Here is a 17,431-nt window from a genome sequence, read left to right as displayed (position 1 = left end):
CCGGGCCCCGGCGGACCCCGGGGCCCGTGTCCGGGCAGCCGGACGCGGCAGACCGCGTAAGCGCCCGGCGGCGCCGGCGGTTCAGCGGTAGAGGAAGTGCTGCCTGCGCGTGCGGTCGAAGGCGCGGACCTCGTCCTCCCAGGCGGCGGTGATGTCGCCGACGTCGTCGCCCGCGTCGAGCATCTTCCGCAGCCGCGTCGAACCGGAGAGCTTGTCGATCCAGTACGGGCGCGGGTCGTCGTCCTTGCGCCAGGCGAAGTCGTCGTAGCGTGCCGCCTCGGCCAGCATCGCGACGGCCGTCGCGATGGGCCGGTAGCGGCGCGGGTCGGTGACGTGGAGCTGGACGCCCGCGCAGGTCTTGCCCTCGTGCTTGCTGAAGGTGGGCACGAAGTAGCCCTCGCGGAAGCGGACGCCGGGCAGATCACGGGAGTTGAGCCGGTCGCTGTAGCGGTAGTCCAGGTAGGGGGCGCCGATCAGCTCGAAGGGGCGTGTGGTGCCGCGGCCCTCGGAGAGGTTGGTGCCCTCGAAGTAGCCGGTGCCCGCGTAGACGGTCGCGGTGTCCGGGAACGGCATGTTCGGCGACGGCGGCACCCACGGCAGTCCCGTCTCCTGCGCGGGCGCCGAGGGGTCCCAGCCGCGTACGCGTACGACGTCGAGGTCCACCTTGCCGCCCTTGCCCTCGCCGGGCAGCAGCTCGCCGTTGAAGTAGCGGGCGAGCTCGCCGACCGTCAGGCCGTGCTGCTGGATGATCGGCTTCAGCCCGACGCCCGAGGTGAAGTCCTTCGTCATCATCGGACCGTCGGCCCGCCGCCCGATGGGGTTGGGCCGGTCCAGCACGATGAAGGCGGCACCGATGTCGCGGGCGGCGACCATCGCCTGGTACATCGTCCAGATGTAGGTGTAGAAGCGCACCCCCACGTCCTGGATGTCGAAGACGACGGTGTCCGCGCCCGCCTTGCGGAACAGCGTCGCCATCTTCGCCGCGTCCGCGCCGTAGGCGTCGTAGACCGTCAGACCGGTGCGCGGGTCCTCGAACTCCGGCTCGGACTCGCCTGCTTGGGCGCTGCCGCGGAAGCCGTGCTCGGGGCCGAAGACCCCGACGATGTTCAGCTCCTTGTGCGCGGCCATGGAGTCCACGACGTGGCTGGTGTCGCGCAGCACGCCCGTGGGGTTGCTGACCACGCCGACCTTGCGGCCGCGCAGCAGCTCCCAGCCCGTGGCGGCGGCTGCCTCGGCACCCGTCGTGACCCGGCTGCGGGCGGCGGACGCGCGGCCCGGAGCGGCGGCGGAGGCGCTGCTGGCGGTGAGCAGGGGCGCGCCGAGGGCGGCAGCCGTGCCGCCGAGGAAGATCGAACGACGGGAGGGGGCGCTGGACATCGGCTGGCGTCCTTCCGGAGACGGGCGGATCGAGGGCACGGCTGGGCACGGCTGGTGACGCAAGCTATCCCACGGCCATGGTGGCTGCCAGGGTGCGCGCAGGGCGCCACAGGTACGCACAATGGCAGCCGCCCGGTGCGAGGATGACCCGTATGCCGAATCCGACGAGCGCCGGCATCACGATCGTGCGGGGCGACATCACCGAACAGGACGTCGACGCGGTGGTCAACGCCGCCAACTCCTCGCTGCTGGGCGGCGGGGGAGTGGACGGCGCGATCCATCGCGCGGGCGGGCCCGGCATCCTCGCCGAATGCCGCGAGCTGCGCTCCTCCCGTTATCCGGACGGCCTTCCCACCGGTCAGGCCGTGGCCACGACCGCGGGGCGGCTGGCGGCCCGCTGGGTGATCCACACCGTCGGGCCCGTCTGGTCGAAGAGCGAGGACCGCTCGGAGCTGCTGGCCTCCTGCTATCGCGAATCGCTGCGCGTCGCCCGTGAGTTGGGCGCCCGCACAGTCGCGTTTCCGGCGGTCTCGACCGGTGTGTACGGCTGGCCGCTGGAGGACGGGGCGCGTACCGCCGTCGGCGTCGTGCGCGAGGAGACGGCGGACGGCGGCTTCGACGAGGTGCGGTTCGTGCTCTTCGACGAGCGGGCGTACGGGGTGTTCGCAGCGCAGTTGTGACCCCGGCCGCCGTGCATCCGGACGACTGCGGACCCGGACGACTGCGTTACCTCGGCCTACTGCGAACCCGGCCGTCGTGCGGCGATGTCGCCCGGCCCGCGCGGCCCGATCCGAGGTGCCCGATCCGCGCTGCCCGACCCGAGGTGCCCGACCCGAGGTGCCCGGTCCGCGTCGCCTGGTCCGCTCAGCCGGACGGGTCGATCAGTTCGACGGCGCGCAGGGCGGCGGCGAAGGCGGGCACGGCGCCGTCATCGCGACCGCGTGCGTGTGCCTCATGCGATGCCGCAACGTCCCCGGCCGCATCCTCGGAGCGATCCCTGGCCGCCACGTCCAGGGCCGTGTCCGCGAGCTTGATGACGTGTTCGTCGCCGTGTGCCGCGGCCCGCTCGAAGATCTCCTCGGCAGTGAGCCGGGAGGGGGCCGCCGCCGGCGGGGAGCGGCCGCCGCCGGGGTGTAGGCGGCCGTGACCGCCGTGGCCGCGGACCATGCCGCGTCGAGACTCGGCAGCCACAGCCTCTCCGGCAGCGCGGGCAGCGTACGCAGTACGGCGTTCGGCGCGGTCGCGGAATGGACGAGCATCACGGGCGAGCCATGTGCGTGCGTGGCGTAACGGCGGGTGGCAGCACGCACCAGCTCCGTCAACGCCCTTTGTGCCTCCGCCGGTTGGGGTGACGCGTCCTCCGCGTCTTCCGGCCCCGTACGCGTCCCAGTACGCGTCCCCGTACCCGTACGCAACTCCGTACGGGCCGGGAGCGCGGTGATGCGGGCCAGCCGCTCGCGGATGCCGCCGCTCTGGTCGCCGATGCGGGGCACGGCCGCGAGGCCCGCGTCGTAGGAGTCCTCCGCCGGCAGGGTGCGGAGGCGGGGCAGCACCGAGTGGCGTGCGGCCCAGTAGCCGAGCGCATGGGCCAGCTCCGCGACCCTCGGCGAAGCCGGCGCAGGGCCAGGCCCAGGGCCAGGGGACGAAGGCCCAGCGGATCTGCCGCCGCCGGACGGACGTCCGACCGGTTCTGCCGCCGCGCGCTGCTCGTCGTCCAGCAGCGTGCGTACGGCGTGGCCCACGCGGATCACACCGTGCGTCGCCGCGGCGCTGATCCCCGGAAGCAGCCGTGGCCACCACTCGGCCAGCACCTCGCGCCAGGGCCGGGTGTCGAGCGCCCTGGTGAAGTGGCCGATCCAGTCGGCCAGTCGGCGCGGATCGCCCAGTGCCTCCCGCCAGTCGTCGTCGGTCACGGGCGACGAGGGGGCGGGCATCTCCTCCAGCTTGTCCCGGTAGCCGTCGAGCCATCGGTGTACGTGCGGGGCGTGGCCGTGCCGTACGAGTGCCTCCACTGCCATCGGTGCGTGGTTGCTGAGCCAGCCGTCGCGTTCCGGGCCGCTGTGGTGCAGGCGCTCCAGTGCCTCGTCGAGGGTTCCGCCGCCGGTCGCATGGGTGTCCATGGCTCCGACGCTAGGCACGGTCGGCGCGATGCGTAACGGGCGTGAGACCTGGGCCTTTCGCCCTGGGACCGCCGTGCCGGGTCCCGCCGTCCTCGGCCGTTCGTACGGGACCCTTCGTACGGGACCCTTCGTACGGGACCCGTCGCACGGGGCCGTTCGCAGTGGTCCGGGGACCGGCGCACATCCCTCGCCCCACGCTGCTCACTCCGCGCAGGTGATGACCACCTCGAGGGTTCGGGGACCGTGCACCCCTTCCACACGGTCGAGTTCGATGTCGCTGGTGGCCGAAGGCCCGGAGATCCATGTCTGCGGGCGGGCCGGGTCGAGCCTCGCCAGTGCCTGCGGCACGGAGTCGACGATCTGTTCCGGGGCGCGCACTACGCAGATGTGGTGGTCCGGTACGAGCGAGATCCGGCGCCTGCCCTGGTCCTGGCCGCCGTCCAGCACGATCGTGCCGGTCTCCGCGACCGCGACGGCACAGCCCGTCACGACGCTGTCGAGGGCGTCGAGTTCGCGCGGCGTCATCGACGGGTCGTCGGCGACGCGTTCGACCTCCGGCGGCAGCCAGCCGGACGGGACGCCCGGCGGTGCCACGACGCTGCGGGCGCCGCGTGCGGCCAGCGACTCCGCGATCGTGGCGGGCAGCCGTCCGGGCGTGCAGCGGTGGACGACGGCGCGGTAGTCGGCGAGGTGCTCCGCGAGCAGGTCGAGGCGCTGTGCGTCGGTGCGTTCGGCGTGGGCGGTCCAGTAGTCCCTGGGCACGGCCGCGTCCTCGGGGGTCTCCGAGGGCGGCACGTCGGCGAGGGCGTGCCGGATGCGTGCCAGCACGACCTCACGGGCGTCCAGGCCGTCGTGGATGCCGTTGGCCAGGCCGTCGTTCATGCCGTCGTCGCGGCCCGACTCCTGCCTCCGTACCGGGTCGTTCACCCGTCGCCTCCTTCCAGGCGGCCCTCGGCGGGCGCCTCCTCGCCCCGCGTGCGGCGCCACCAGTCGCGGAAGGACTCCGGCGCCGGCCGTGGCAGATCGCGGCTGTCGGACCAGGCCCTGCCGGGACCGGGCAGCGGAAGCCGCCGTGGGGTCAGCCGCCGCGCACGGGAGGCCAGCCGCTGGCCGGTGCGCAGGGCGCGCGGATGGTCGAACGCCCAGCGGGCGGCCCTCATCACGGCGCGTTCGGCGGCGTGACCCTTCGCGGGTTCGATGGTGGTCTTACGCCCGCGGACGCTGACGGTGCCGCCCTCGGAGACGCGTTCCCGCAGGTGCACCAGCACCTCCGGGATGTCGATGGCGACGGGGCACACCTCGTAGCACGCTCCGCACAGGGACGACGCATACGGCAGCGACGCGTCCAACTCGCTCTGCACACCCCGTAGTTGAGGGGTGAGGATCGCACCGATCGGGCCGGGATAGGCCGAGCCGTAGGCGTGCCCGCCGGCGCGTTCGTAGACGGGGCAGACGTTCAGGCACGCGGAGCAGCGGATGCAGCGCAGCGCCTGCCGCCCCACCGTGTCGGCCAGCGCGTCGGTACGCCCGTTGTCGAGCAGCACGAGATGGAAGACCGACGGCCCGTCCTCGTCGGTGGTGCCCGTCCAGGTGGAGGTGTAGGGGTTCATGCGCTCCGCCGTGGAGGAGCGCGGCAGGGTCTGGAGGAAGACCTCCAGGTCCTGCCAGGTAGGCACCGTCTTCTCGATGCCGACCACCGAGATCAGGGTCTCCGGAAGCGTCAGGCACATCCGCCCGTTGCCCTCGGACTCGACGACCACGAGCGTGCCGGTCTCGGCCACCATGAAGTTCGCTCCGGAGATGCCGACCTTGGCGTCGAGGAACTTCTCCCGCAGATGCAGCCGCGCGGCCTCCGCGAGTTCCGACGGGTCGTCGCTGAGCCCCCTGGGCGCCGCGCGCCCCCAATCGCCCATCCGCTCGCGGAAGATGTCGCGGATCTGGTCGCGGTTGCGGTGGATGGCGGGGACGAGGATGTGCGACGGCAGGTCGTCGCCGAGCTGCACGATCAGCTCGGCGAGGTCGGTCTCGTAGGCGGAGATACCGGCCTTCGCGAGCGCGTCGTTGAGCCCGATCTCCTGCGTGGCCATGGACTTGACCTTGACGACGTCCGTCTCGCCCGTCTCCCTTACGAGGTCCGTGACGATCCGGTTGGCCTCCTCCGCGTCCCGCGCCCAGTGCACCTGGCCGCCCGCCGCGGTCACCGCGGACTCCAACTGCACCAGATAGCGGTCGAGATGGCGCAGCGTGCGGTCCTTGAGCGCGGCGCCCGCCGACCGCAGCCCGTCCCAGTCGCCCAACTCGCTTACGGCCTGGGCGCGTTTGGCGCGGATGGTGCCGGTCGCGTGCCGCAGATTGCCGCGCAGACGCATGTCGCGCGTCGATGCGGCCGCGGCCTTCGGAAACGAGGGCATGCCCAGATACGTACCGCTCACAGTGGCGCCTCCTCGGTGCCGGCCAGGATCTCGGCGATGTGTACGGGCCGCGTCGCGGAGCCGCGGCGCGACAGGGTGCCGCCGATGTGCATGAGGCAGGAGTTGTCGACGGTGCAGACGGTCTCGGCGTCCGTCTCCTCGATGTGGCGGGCCTTGTCCGCGCCCATGGCGGCGGAGACGTCGGGGTTCTTCACGGCGAAGGTGCCGCCGAAGCCGCAGCATTCCTCCGCTCCCTCCAACTCGACCAGCCGCAGCCCCTTCACGGCCTGAAGCAGGCGGCGCGGACGGTCGCCGAGGCCGAGCATGCGCAGCCCGTGGCACGTCGGGTGGTAGGTGACGGTGTGCGGGTAGTACGCGCCCACATCGGTCACGCCGAGCACGTCGACGAGGAACTCGGTGAGTTCGTATGTGCCCGCCACGGCCTCCCTCGTGGCCTCCTCGTCGATGCGCGGATAGTTGTCCCGCACCATCGCGGCGCACGAACCGGAGGGGACGACGACGTGGTCGTAGCCGTGGAAGGCGTCCGCGTAGCGGCGGGCCAGAGGTGCGGCCTCGCTGTGGTAGCCGGTGTTGAACTGCGGCTGCCCGCAGCAGCTCTGGGCGGCGGGGAAGCCGACCTCGACGCCCAGCCGTTCCAGGAGTGTCACGACGGCCCGGCCCGTGCGGGGGTAGAGCGCGTCGTTGATGCAGGTGATGAAGAGTGCGACCCGCACGGTCTCCTCCTAGTCCCTTCTTCACGGGCGGCCACCGAGTGACATACCCCGCCGCCCGGTACGAGTCCTCGGACCGCCGGGCGAGCCGGACGGTTCGTACGTCCGCAGCGGAAGGGTGTCATAAAGGAGTCTTCCGGCCACCCCCAGGTCGCCGCCGAGCACGCCATGTGCATCCGAGACCGGGGCAGGGCGCGGTGGACTTCCGCAGCAGGAGGGGCGGTGAAGCGCCGCAGCGGCCGGTGAACTGCCGCCGGGGAGCGCGCAGTCGCCCCCTCAGCGCAGGAAAGCCGCCGGGACCCCGGCGTCGACGGGAATGTGCACCCCGGTGGTACGGCTGAGATCGCCCCCGGTCAGCGCGAACACGGCGCCCGCCACATGCTCCGGCAGCACCTCCCGCTTCAGCAGCGTGCGCTGGGCGTAGAACTCGCCGAGCCTGTCCTGCGGCACCCCGTGCACGGCGGCACGCCGTGCGCCCCAGTCGCCCGCGAAGATCCCCGAACCGCGCACCACGCCGTCGGGGTTGACGCCGTTGACGCGGATGCCCAGCTCGCCGAGTTCGGCGGCGAGCAGCCGCACCTGATGCGCCTGGTCGGCCTTGGCGGCGCCGTAGGCGATGTTGTTGGGCCCGGCGAAGACGCCGTTCTTGGAGGCGATGTAGACGATGTCGCCGCCCATGCCCTGGGCGGCCATCACCCGTGCCGCCTCGCGGGAGACGAGGAAGGAGCCGCGGGCCATGATTCCGTGCTGGGCGTCCCAGTCCTCCGCCGTGGTCTCCGCCAGCGGCTTGGAGAGGGACACACCGGCGTTGTTGACGACGAGATCGACGCCGCCGAAGGCCAGCACCGCCTCCCGGAAGGCCGCCGTGATCTGCTCCTCGGACGTCACGTCGACGGCGACGGCGAACGCCCTGTCGGGACCGCCGAGTTCACCGGCGACCTCCTGCGCGCCCGCCGCGTCCCGGTCGGCGACGGCCACGCAGGCGCCCTCAGAGCACAGGCGGCGCGCGATCGCCCGGCCGATGCCGGAAGCTGCGCCGGTCACCAGTGCCACCCTCGTCGCCAGCGGCCTCGGCGGCGGCATGCGGCGCAGCTTGGCCTCCTCCAGCTCCCAGTACTCGATGCGGAACTTCTCCGACTCCGGGATGGGCGCGTACGCCGAGACCGCTTCGGCGCCGTGCATCACGTTGATCGCGTTGACGTAGAACTCCCCGGCCACCCGGGCGGTCGCCTTGTCCCTGCCGTACGAGAACATCCCCACGCCCGGCACCAGCACGATCGCCGGGTCCGCGCCGCGCATCGGGGGCGAGCCGGGGCCCGCGTGCCGCTCGTAGTAGGCGCGGTAGGCGGTTCGGTACTCCTCGTGCAACTTGCGCAGACGTGCCTCGACTTCGGGGAGCGGCGCCGTCGGGGGCAGGTCGAGTACGAGCGGACGGATCTTCGTACGCAGGAAGTGGTCGGGGCAGGAGGTGCCCAGCGCGGCGAGGCGCGGGTGCTCCGTGCGGGAGAGGAAGTCCAGCACGAGCGGGGAGTCGTCGAAGTGGCCGATCTGCGGCCTGTCGGCCGAGGCGAGTCCGCGGATCAACGGGGCCAGCGCCGCGGCCCGTTCACGCCGTTCCGTGCGGGGAAGCGGCTCGTAGCCGCGCTGCACCGGGCCGAACGGGTCCGGCCTGCCGTGCTCGGTGAGGAAGGCGGCGGCGGTGCCGATGATGTGCAGCGAGTTGCGTTCGCACTCCTCGCTCGTATCGCCCCATGCGGTGATGCCGTGGCCGCCCAGCACACAGCCGATCGCTCGCGGGTTGTCCCGCTTCACGGCCGCGACGTCCAGGCCGAGCCGGAACCCCGGGCGGCGCCAGGGCACCCACGCCACGCTGTCGCCGAAGCACTCCCGGGTCAGCCTCTCCCCGTCGGCGGCGCAGGCCAGGGCGATGCCCGAGTCGGGGTGGAGATGGTCGACGTGCACGGCGTCGAGCAGGCCGTGCATGGCCGTGTCGATGGAGGGCGCCGCCCCGCCCTTGCCGTGCAGGCAGTAGTCGAGGGCGGCGGCCGTTTCGTCCTCGTCCCGGTCCTTGCCCTGGTCCTTGCCCTCGTCCTTGCCCTCGTCCTCGTCCTCGTCCTCGTTCTCGTGCTCGGCACCGGGGTGTACGTCCCTCAGCGCGCGCAGCCGGTCGAGGCGCAGCACCGCCAGACCGCCGGCGGTGAGGGTGCCCAGATCGCCGCCGGAGCCCTTGACCCACAGCAGCTCGGTGTCCTCGCCGGTGACGGGGTCGGGCGCCAGGCCCTTGGCGGAGGTGTTGCCTCCCGCGTAGTTGGTGTTGCGCGGGTCGGCACCGAGGCGGTGGGAGCGGGCGAGAAGTTCACCGACGGGCGAGTCCCGCCGCTCCCGTCGCCCCTCTCGCGGGTGCTGCCCCTGCCGCTCGGGGTCGTGGTCCTGCCCCTGCCCGCCGGGTTGTGCTGCCGTCATGCCGAACTACGCTCCCCAGCCCGCCTGTTGTCCGCCCTTGCGTTCCTCGACGATCCTCTCCGCCCATCCCGAACGGCGGTATGCCCCGACCGGGTCCGGGTCCAGGCCGCAGGCCTCCCGCACCCCGGCGAGCAGCGGCCGTACGTCGGTGTCGTATGCGTCCATCAGTACGGCGTTGGCGCCCAGTACATCACCGGAGCGCTGGGCGCCCTCCAGCGCCGCGGTGTCCACGAGCAGCGCCTTCGCCGTGGCCTCCTGGACGTTCATCACCGAGCGGATGACCGCGGGGATCTTCGGCTCGATGTTGTGGCACTGGTCCAGCATGAACGAGACCCCCGCGCCGCTCTCCAGCCCTCCGCCGCGCACCACTTCGTACATGATGCGGAAGAGCTGGAAGGGGTCGGCGGCCCCCGCCATCAGATCGTCGTCCGCGTAGAAGCGGGAGTTGAAGTCGAAGCCCCCGAGCTTTCCCTCCCGCAGCAGCAGCGCGACGATGAACTCGATGTTGGTGCCCGGCGCGTGGTGTCCGGTGTCGACGACGACACGTGCCTTCGGGCCCAGCTTGAGGCAGTGGGCGTAGGCCGTGCCCCAGTCGGGGACGTCGGTGGTGTAGAAGGACGGCTCGAAGAGCTTGTACTCCAGCAGCATCCGCTGCCCCTCGCCTAGCCGGTCGCGGACCGTGGCCAGCGCCTCGGCCAGCCGCTCCTGCCGGGCCCGTATGTCGTCCTGGCCGGGGTAGTTGGTGCCGTCGGCGAACCACAGCTTCAGATCGCGCGAACCCGTCGCGTCCATGATGTCGACGCACTCAAGCAGATGGTCCAGGGCCTTGCGGCGCACGGCGGCGTCGGGATGAGTGACCGAGCCGAGCTTGTAGTCGTCGTCCTGGAAGACGTTGGAGTTGACCGTGCCGAGGCGCAGGCCGCGCTCTCGTGCGTAGGAGGCGAGCGCACCGTAGTCGTCGCACCTGTCCCAGGGGATGTGCAGGGCGACGTCGGGGGCGACCCCGGTGTGCTCGTGGACACGGGCCGCGTCGTCGAGCTTCTCCTCGGGGGTACGCGGCACCCCCGGCTGCGCGAAGACCTTGAAGCGGGTGCCCGAGTTGCCGTACGCCCACGAGGGCGTCTCGATCCGCTGCGCGGCGAGGGCGGCCGTGACGGCCGCCGGGTACGGGCCTGACATGCGACTCCCTCCGGCAGGGCTTCAACGTGCCGCGGTGGGGCGGCAGTTGAGCGGTCGTACGGCGTTCCACACAGCCGGTGCCCGTGGATGTTCGGCATTCCCGCCGCTGACGGCACTGTGAAACGTTTCAGGCTGCCGGAAAGCTACTTCCGCGCTCCACGGGCGTCAACAGGGCCGTAACCGGCGCGGAGTCGGGACGGCGCCCCGGGCGCCAGCGCCGACGGCGCGTCCGCACCGTGCCCGGCTCCGCGCCGCGCGGCCCGAGTTCGGCGCGGGGCTCATGGGAGGTCGCCGCGGTCGCCGACTCCCGTAAAGGAACGGGGAATTCGCGCGCAAGAGGGGTCCGCCCCGGCCCGTCTGCTCCTTCCGCCGCGCCCATCCGCGTCCCTTCATCCTCTTCATCCCTTTCCTTCCCCCTTCCTCCTCTTCCTCTGCGGTTCCTGCCCGGCGCCCGCTGCGTAGCATGAGCGCTCGTGGCAGGAATGGTGGGCATCAAAGACGTGGCGCGGGCGGCCGGAGTGTCCGTCGGCACGGTCTCCAACGTCATCAACCGGCCCCAGGCGGTCTCCTCGGAAACCCGGGACAAGGTCCGCGCCGCGATACGCCGGCTCGGCTATGTACGAAGCGAGTCCGCACGCCAGCTACGTGCCGGACGGAGCCGGATCATCGCGCTGCTGGTGCTGGACATGGCGAATCCGTTCTTCGTGGACGTCGCCTGCGGTGCGGAACGCGCCGCGCGGGCCGCGGGCCTGGGGGTGATGCTCTGCAACAGCGCGCAGAGCCCTTCGGAGGAGGCCGACTATCTCGCGCTCTTCGCCGAACAGCGGGTGCGCGGCGTCCTCGTCACCCCGGCGGACACCAGCGGCGGCAATCTCGCCGCGTTCCAGCGGCACGGCATCCCTCATGTCTCGGTCGACCGCGTCCTGCCCACCGCCGAGGGCTGCTCGGTCTCCGTGAACGACGTACTCGGCGGTGAACTCGCCGCCCGCCACCTCCTCCAGCAGGGCCACGACAGCATCGTCTACGTCAGCGGCCCCATGCAGCTCAACCAGTGCCAGGACCGGCACACAGGCGTCGTATCGGCGCTGCGCGAGGCCGGGCTGAGCGAGGAGCGCGCTCTGCGCCTGCTGGAGGTGGAGCGGCTGGACGTGGCCGCCGGACGGGACGCGGGGGCGCGCCTGCTGGGAATGTCGCCGCGCCCCACGGCGGTCTTCTGCGCGAACGATCTGCTGGCGCTCGGGGTCCTTCAGACGCTGTACGGGGCGGGCGTAGCCGTGCCGGGGGAGGTGGCGCTCGTGGGATACGACGACATCGAGTTCGCGGCGGCGGCCGCGGTGCCGCTGACGTCGGTACGGCAGCCCGCGTTCCGCATGGGCCGTGCGGCGGCGGATCTGCTGATCGAGGAGTCGGGGGAGGACGCCGAGGGGCACGAGCACCAGCGCATCGTGCTCCAGCCCGAACTCGTCGTCCGCCGCTCCAGCATCCCCGTACGGGCCTGAGACGACCGGCACGGGCCGGGCGCGCTTGTCACATGCCGCCCGTCGTCGCGGCGCCCGTGAACGTGCCCGGCGCGCGGAGGACTTGCTCATCCAGCGTGCCGCGCACCGCATCCCGCGCATCGGGCCTCCCGCGCGTCGGGCCTCCCGCGCGTCGACGACGACGCGCATGGAGGATGGAGCCATGACCGACGCACTTCAGACCCACGTCCTGCACATCTCCACGGGCTCCGGCGAGACGGTCCGCGATATCACGCGTGAATGCGAGTCCTTTCTCGCCGGAGCGGCAAGGGGCCGGGACGGACTGCTCAACGTCTTCGTACCGCACGCGACCGCCGGCATCGCCGTGCTGGAGACCGGCGCGGGCAGCGACGACGACCTCCTCGCCGCCCTGCGCGATCTGCTTCCGGCCGACGACCGCTGGCGGCACGGGCACGGCAGCCCCGGCCACGGCAGGGACCACGTGCTGCCCGCGTTCGTGGCGCCGCACGCCACGCTGCCCGTCATCGGCGGCTCGCTGGAGCTGGGCACTTGGCAGTCGGTGTGCCTCGTCGACACCAACGGCGACAATCCGCACCGCCGTGTCAGGCTGAGCTTCCTGGGCTGAGTCTCCCGGGCTGTCGCGGGGCTCCGGCCCCGGCCTCGCGGCACGACGCCGGACCCCGCCGCCCGCTGCCTCGCCGTCCGCCCGCCGGTCCCGCGCCTCAGGCAGGCGGGAGTGCCGTGCTGATGCGCCGGGCCGCGTCGGCCGCCAACGGCCCCAGTCGCAGGGCCCGTTGCTCGTCGTACCGCTGCACCGGTACCGATACCGCCAGCGCACCCACGGGCCGTCCTCGCGGGTCCACGAGTGCCGCGCCGACCGCTCCGACGCCGGGGCGCCAGGCGCAGTCGTTCGTCGCGTATCCCCTCTCGCGCACCCGAGCCAGGTCCTCCAGCACGGCCTCCAGATTCGCGGGGGTCGTCTCCGAGAAGCGCTCCAGTTCGCCGTCGAGCAGCCGCTCCACCTCCGGGTCCGTGAGGCGGGCGAGTACGGCCCTGCCGCTGCAACTGGCGTGCAGCGGCACCCGCGCGCCCAGGCGCACCCATGTGCGCACCGGTTCGTCGCTGTCCATCCGGTCGATCACCACCAGGTCGTGATCGGTGCCGTAGCCGACGAGGTGGATGGTCTCGTGGGTCTCGTCCCGAAGCTCGCGCATCGTCGGCAGCGCGGCCTCACGCAGCCCCAGCTCGACGGAGGCGCGCATTCCCACGGAGAGCGCGCGGCCGGTCAGCACCCAGCGCGTTCCGTCGGTGCTGGACGTGGTGAGCCATTCCGCTTCGCGGAGTGTGAGCAGACAGCGGTGCACCGAGGACTTGGGGATCGCGGTCGCTCTCGCGATCGCCGTGACCCCGACGGGTTGCAGCTCAGCAACTGTCTCCAGAACGCGCAGAGTTGTGATGACCGCGCGCATCCCGCCGCCTGCGGTGGGCATCGATGGTCGTCCCCCTCGGCCTGGTTCCGTTCCGGATGTCGGCTGCACGCCCCTTGACAGTACGTGAGCGCCCTCATCAGGGTAAGTGCGATCGTACCGCCAGATGGTACGTGTTCCACCTCACGGAACAAGGAGCGCTCATGGAGGTCGGACGGACGCTGCTGTTCGTCCCCGGGGACCGTCCGGACCGGATCGGGAAGGCCCTGGCGAGCGGCGCCGACGCCGTCGCCGTGGACTTCGAGGACGCCGTCGACGCGACGGCCAAGGAAGCGGCACGCGCTCTGACCGCCGATGTCCTCACCGGGCTCGGTCCCGTCGATCCGGTGCGGCCGCACCGGCGGCCCGGCCTCTACATCCGTGTCAACGCGCTGGACACCGCCGAGGCCGATGCGGACCTCGCAGCCGTCTCGTCCCTGCTGGGGAAGGCCCCGCTGGACGGGCTGATCGTGCCCAAGGCCCGCTCGGCGGAGCAGATCGGGGAGCTGGAGGAGAGGCTGACGGCCGCCGAGACGGCCGCCGGGGCAGCGGCCGGGGCAAAAACGGCCGGGACCGCCGTGGCGGATACCGCGGCGGGCGACGCGGGGGAGGGCCGACTCCCCGTGGGCAGGCTGTCGTTGCTGCCCGTGGTGGAGAGCGCTGCCGGTGTGCTCGCCGCGGGGGCGATCGCCTCCGCAAGTACGCGTGTGCTGACGCTGCTGTTCGGCACCCTCGACCTCGCCGCGGAACTCGGCGTGCGCCCGAGCCCCGAGGGGCGCGAACTGCTGCACGCACGCTCGCAGTCGGTGCTCGCCGTACGCGCCGCCGGGCTGCCGGGTCCCCTCGACGGCCCGCACGCCGCGCTCGACGACGAGGACGGCCTCGTACGCTCCACGCTCGCGGCGCGCGAACTCGGCTTCACCGGGCGTGCGGTGCTCCATCCCCGCCAAATAGCCCCCGTACGAAGGGCGTTCGCACCCACGGAGAGCGAACTCGCCCGCGCCCGCGAGGTGCTGGCCGCCTACGACGACGCGAAGGACCGGGGGACAGGCGCGGTGCGCCTCGGCGACGGCACGTTCGTCGACCGCCCGGTGGTGATCCGTGCGGAGGCGCTGGTGCGCGAAGCGGACCGGGACGCCCTGGAGGAAACGCGGCACGCGGAGGAGGCGGTCCGTTGAGCAGCCTGCCCCCGATGAACAGCCACAGCGCGGCGAACGGGAACGCCCCGGACTCCCGGCCCCGCACGGACGCCCGCGCCGCCCGCCCCGCCGGGCCCGACGGGCAGCAGCCGCCCGCCCGGCTCCCGCTGGACGACGTCACCGTCGTCGCCGTCGAACAGGCCGTCGCCGCCCCCTTCGCCACCCGTCAGCTCGCCGACCTCGGTGCCCGCGTGATCAAGGTCGAGCGGCCCGACGGCGGCGACTTCGCACGCGGCTACGACCACGTGGTGCACGGCACTTCCAGCGCGTTCCTCTGGCTCAACCGCGGCAAGGAGTCCGTGCAGCTCGACCTCAAGGACCCGGCGGCGGTGGACGACCTGCATCGGCTGCTGGAGCGGGCCGACGCCGTCGTGGCCAATCTCGCGCCCGGCGCCCTCGCACGCCTGGGCCTCGACGCCGCCGCACTGCGCCGCCGCCACCCCACGCTGATCGTCTGCCACATCTCGGGCTACGCGCCCGACGGGCCGCTGGCCGCGAAGAAGGCCTACGACGCGCTCGTACAGGCCGAGACGGGTCTGATGTCGCTGACCGGCACTCCCTCGGCGCCGGCCAAGACCGGCATCTCCATCGCCGACATAGCCGCGGGCAGCTACGCCTTCAGCGGCGTGCTCGCCTCCATACGGCACCGCGACACGACCGGAGAGGCGCTGCCCGTCCATGTCTCGCTCTTCGACGCGCTCACCGAGTGGATGGCGCACCCGCTCTACTACACGCTCCACTCGGGCAACGCACCCGTGCCGATGGGGACCTCGCACCCGGCGATCGCACCGTACGGGGCCTTCACCGCGGCCGACGGCGCCTCGCTGCTGATCGCCGTGCAGAACCAGCGTGAATGGGCGCGGCTGTGCACCGAAGTGCTGGACGCGGCGCCGCTCGCCCAGGACCGCCGCTTCGGCTCCAACTCCGAGCGCGTCGCGCACCGTTCCGCCCTCGACGCCGAACTCGCCGCCCTTTTCGCCGCGTACCCCTCCGGGACGCTCACCGAGCGCCTCGACGACGCAGGGATCGCCTGGGGACGGATGACGGCGCTCGCGGATCTGCCCTCGCACCCCGAACTCGCCCGCGACGGGCGCTGGATGGACACCGAGACCCCCGGCGGCACCGTACGCACCCTCCGCCCGCCCGGCGCACCCGGCGGCCGGAGCGCCGAGGGCGGCGCGCTGCCCGGCCTCGGCGCGCACACCGCCTCCGTACTCGCAGAACTCGCCGAACCGCACACCGCCGAGGGAGAGTCATGACGACCCACACCGGCTGGCAGGGCCGCTTCTACGAGGACTTCGCGGTCGGCGACGTCTTCGAGCACCCGCTGGGCCGCACCGTGACCACGACGGACAACATCTGGTTCACGCTGCTCACCCAGAACACCGCGCCGCTCCACTTCGACCACGAGTACGCGCGGCGCACCGAGTTCGGCAAGCCGCTCGTCAACTCCGCCCTGACCCTGGCCCTCGTAGCGGGCCAGAGCGTCACCGACGTCTCGCAGAACGTCTTCGCCAACCTCGGCTGGGACGGGATCACCCTGCCCAGCCCGGTCTTCGAGGGCGACACGATCCACTCACGCTCCAGCGTCGTAGCCGCACGGGAGTCCGCCTCGCGGCCGGGCCTGGGCGTGGTCACCGTGCACACCACAGGTCATAAGCAGACCGGGGAGACCGTCATCGAGTTCACCAGGACGCTGCTGGTCTACAAGCGCGGCCACGGGCCGCGGCACGAGGACCGCAGCGGCGGGCGGCACGGAGGGGAGGGGCAGTGACGGAACCGGCCGCGGCAGGCGAACTCCGCCGCGATCTGCGCCAGTTGGTCGACCGCATCTGCGCCGACTACCCGGACTCCTACTGGCAGGAGGTCGACGCGGCCCGCCGCTACCCCGAGGAGTTCGTCGACGCCCTCACCGGCACGGGCTGCCTCGGCGCACTCGTACCGGAGGAGTTCGGCGGACTGGGCCTCGGCCTCGGCGACGCCTCCGTCATCCTGGAGGGCATCAACGCCAACGGCGGCAACGCCGGGCCCGTGCACGCCCAGCTCTACACCATGGGGTCGGTGCTCAGGCACGGCACCGAGGAGCAGAAGCGCCGCTATCTGCCCGCCATCGCCTCAGGCGAACTGCGCCTCCAGGCGTTCGGCGTCACCGAGCCCACCGCGGGCACCGACACCACCAGCATCCGCACCACCGCGGAACGCACCGCCGACGGCTATGTCGTCAACGGCCAGAAGGTCTTCATCTCCCGCGTGCAGCACTCCGATCTGATGCTGCTGCTGGCCCGTACGACACCGAGGGACGAGGCGGCGAAGAAGTCCGACGGCATGTCGCTCTTCCTGATCGACCTGCGGGAAGCGGAAGGCGTCGATCTGCGCCCGATACGCACCATGGTCAACCACGAGACGAACGAGGTCTTCTTCGACCACGTCCACGTGCCCGCCGACAGCCTCATCGGCGAGGAGGGCCGCGGATTCCGCTACGTCCTCGACGGCATGAACGCCGAACGCATCCTCATCGCCTCCGAATGCATAGGCGACGGGCGGTGGTTCGTCGAGCGCGCCGCCGAGTACGCCAGTGAACGCGTGGTCTTCGGGCGTCCCATCGGCCAGAACCAGGGCGTCCAGTTCCCCATCGCACGCGCACATGTGAACGTCGAGGCCGCCGACCTCATGCGGTGGCGAGCCTGCGACCTCTTCGACGCGGGCGAACCCTGCGGCGCCGAGGCCAACATGGCGAAGCTGCTCGCCGCCGACGCCTCCTGGGAGGCGGCCAACGCGGCCCTTCAGACCCACGGCGGCTACGGCTTCACCGCCGAGTACGACATCGAACGCAAATTCCGCGAGACACGGCTGTACCAGGTCGCCCCCGTCTCTACGAACCTCATCCTCGCCCACATCGGCCAGCACGTACTGAAGATGCCGCGCTCGTTCTGAACCGGCCGGCAGGCCGGGCCCCGACCCCGCACCGATCCCACGTCTCCCACGTCACCCAAGTCAGGACCGATCG

The 17,431-nt window shown here is 72.2% G+C and carries 14 protein-coding genes and 1 pseudogene; 7 read left to right on the top strand and 8 right to left on the bottom strand.

Annotated elements, in window-relative coordinates:
- Positions 1-81: 81 nt before the first annotated feature.
- Positions 82-1,377: an exo-beta-N-acetylmuramidase NamZ family protein gene (locus MMA15_RS01430; RefSeq protein WP_241057112.1), complete on the bottom strand. Its 1,296-nt coding sequence runs from the start codon at positions 1,375-1,377 to the stop codon at positions 82-84.
- A 152-nt stretch (positions 1,378-1,529) separates the two neighbouring features.
- On the opposite strand from MMA15_RS01430, the gene MMA15_RS01425 reads away from it, so the two are divergent.
- Complete coding sequence (locus MMA15_RS01425; RefSeq protein ID WP_241057111.1) at positions 1,530-2,057, top strand: O-acetyl-ADP-ribose deacetylase; 528 nt, start codon at positions 1,530-1,532, stop codon at positions 2,055-2,057.
- A 184-nt stretch (positions 2,058-2,241) separates the two neighbouring features.
- Here MMA15_RS01425 and MMA15_RS01420 read toward each other — a convergent pair.
- From MMA15_RS01420 to rhaI, 6 genes and pseudogenes are all read right to left on the bottom strand, one after another.
- Positions 2,242-3,497: pseudogene (locus MMA15_RS01420) on the bottom strand (questin oxidase family protein).
- 201 nt (positions 3,498-3,698) lie between these two features.
- Positions 3,699-4,343: a LutC/YkgG family protein gene (locus MMA15_RS01415; RefSeq protein ID WP_241062917.1), complete on the bottom strand. Its 645-nt coding sequence runs from the start codon at positions 4,341-4,343 to the stop codon at positions 3,699-3,701.
- Positions 4,344-4,420: 77 nt separating this feature from the next.
- On the bottom strand, positions 4,421-5,929 hold the full coding sequence (locus MMA15_RS01410; RefSeq protein WP_241057109.1) for a lactate utilization protein B: 1,509 nt from the start codon (positions 5,927-5,929) through the stop codon (positions 4,421-4,423).
- Positions 5,926-6,642, bottom strand: coding sequence for a (Fe-S)-binding protein (locus tag MMA15_RS01405; RefSeq protein ID WP_241057108.1), 717 nt, complete (start codon positions 6,640-6,642; stop codon positions 5,926-5,928). The genes MMA15_RS01410 and MMA15_RS01405 overlap by 4 nt, the downstream gene beginning before the upstream one ends.
- 273 nt (positions 6,643-6,915) lie before the next feature.
- A complete protein-coding gene (gene rhaD, locus MMA15_RS01400) occupies positions 6,916-9,102 on the bottom strand; it encodes a bifunctional rhamnulose-1-phosphate aldolase/short-chain dehydrogenase (protein WP_241057107.1) in 2,187 nt (728 codons plus the stop codon).
- A 6-nt stretch (positions 9,103-9,108) separates the two neighbouring features.
- Complete coding sequence (rhaI, locus tag MMA15_RS01395) at positions 9,109-10,281, bottom strand: L-rhamnose isomerase (RefSeq protein WP_241057106.1); 1,173 nt, start codon at positions 10,279-10,281, stop codon at positions 9,109-9,111.
- A gap of 482 nt (positions 10,282-10,763) precedes the next feature.
- On the opposite strand from rhaI, the gene MMA15_RS01390 reads away from it, so the two are divergent.
- The gene (locus MMA15_RS01390) at positions 10,764-11,780 is read left to right on the top strand and encodes a LacI family DNA-binding transcriptional regulator (protein ID WP_241062916.1); all 1,017 of its coding nucleotides are present in this window, start codon (positions 10,764-10,766) and stop codon (positions 11,778-11,780) included.
- 181 nt (positions 11,781-11,961) lie between these two features.
- Positions 11,962-12,384: a YjbQ family protein gene (locus tag MMA15_RS01385; RefSeq protein WP_241057105.1), complete on the top strand. Its 423-nt coding sequence runs from the start codon at positions 11,962-11,964 to the stop codon at positions 12,382-12,384.
- A gap of 97 nt (positions 12,385-12,481) precedes the next feature.
- On the opposite strand, the gene MMA15_RS01380 is transcribed toward MMA15_RS01385, so the two are convergent.
- Positions 12,482-13,249 carry an IclR family transcriptional regulator gene (locus MMA15_RS01380; protein ID WP_241057104.1) on the bottom strand — a complete coding sequence of 256 codons (768 nt, stop codon included), beginning with the start codon at positions 13,247-13,249 and terminating at the stop codon, positions 12,482-12,484.
- Between the two features lie 140 nt (positions 13,250-13,389).
- On the opposite strand from MMA15_RS01380, the gene MMA15_RS01375 reads away from it, so the two are divergent.
- Genes MMA15_RS01375 through MMA15_RS01360 form a run of 4 tightly spaced genes read left to right on the top strand, consistent with a single transcriptional unit; the run spans position 13,390 to position 17,358 of the window.
- On the top strand, positions 13,390-14,403 hold the full coding sequence (locus MMA15_RS01375; protein ID WP_241057103.1) for an HpcH/HpaI aldolase/citrate lyase family protein: 1,014 nt from the start codon (positions 13,390-13,392) through the stop codon (positions 14,401-14,403).
- A complete protein-coding gene (locus MMA15_RS01370; RefSeq protein ID WP_241057102.1) occupies positions 14,400-15,683 on the top strand; it encodes a CaiB/BaiF CoA transferase family protein in 1,284 nt (427 codons plus the stop codon). Before MMA15_RS01375 ends, MMA15_RS01370 begins: the two co-directional genes overlap by 4 nt.
- Positions 15,680-16,198 (top strand): MaoC family dehydratase, encoded by a 519-nt coding sequence (locus MMA15_RS01365; protein ID WP_241057101.1) that lies wholly within the window; start codon positions 15,680-15,682, stop codon positions 16,196-16,198. The genes MMA15_RS01370 and MMA15_RS01365 overlap by 4 nt, the downstream gene beginning before the upstream one ends.
- On the top strand, positions 16,195-17,358 hold the full coding sequence (locus MMA15_RS01360) for an acyl-CoA dehydrogenase family protein (protein WP_241057100.1): 1,164 nt from the start codon (positions 16,195-16,197) through the stop codon (positions 17,356-17,358). Before MMA15_RS01365 ends, MMA15_RS01360 begins: the two co-directional genes overlap by 4 nt.
- Positions 17,359-17,431: the final 73 nt, after the last annotated feature.

This window comes from Streptomyces marispadix, from assembly GCF_022524345.1.
Lineage (GTDB): Bacteria > Actinomycetota > Actinomycetes > Streptomycetales > Streptomycetaceae > Streptomyces > Streptomyces marispadix.
Note: the sequence above shows the minus strand (reverse complement) of the source record. Positions and strands in the feature narration are given on the sequence as shown.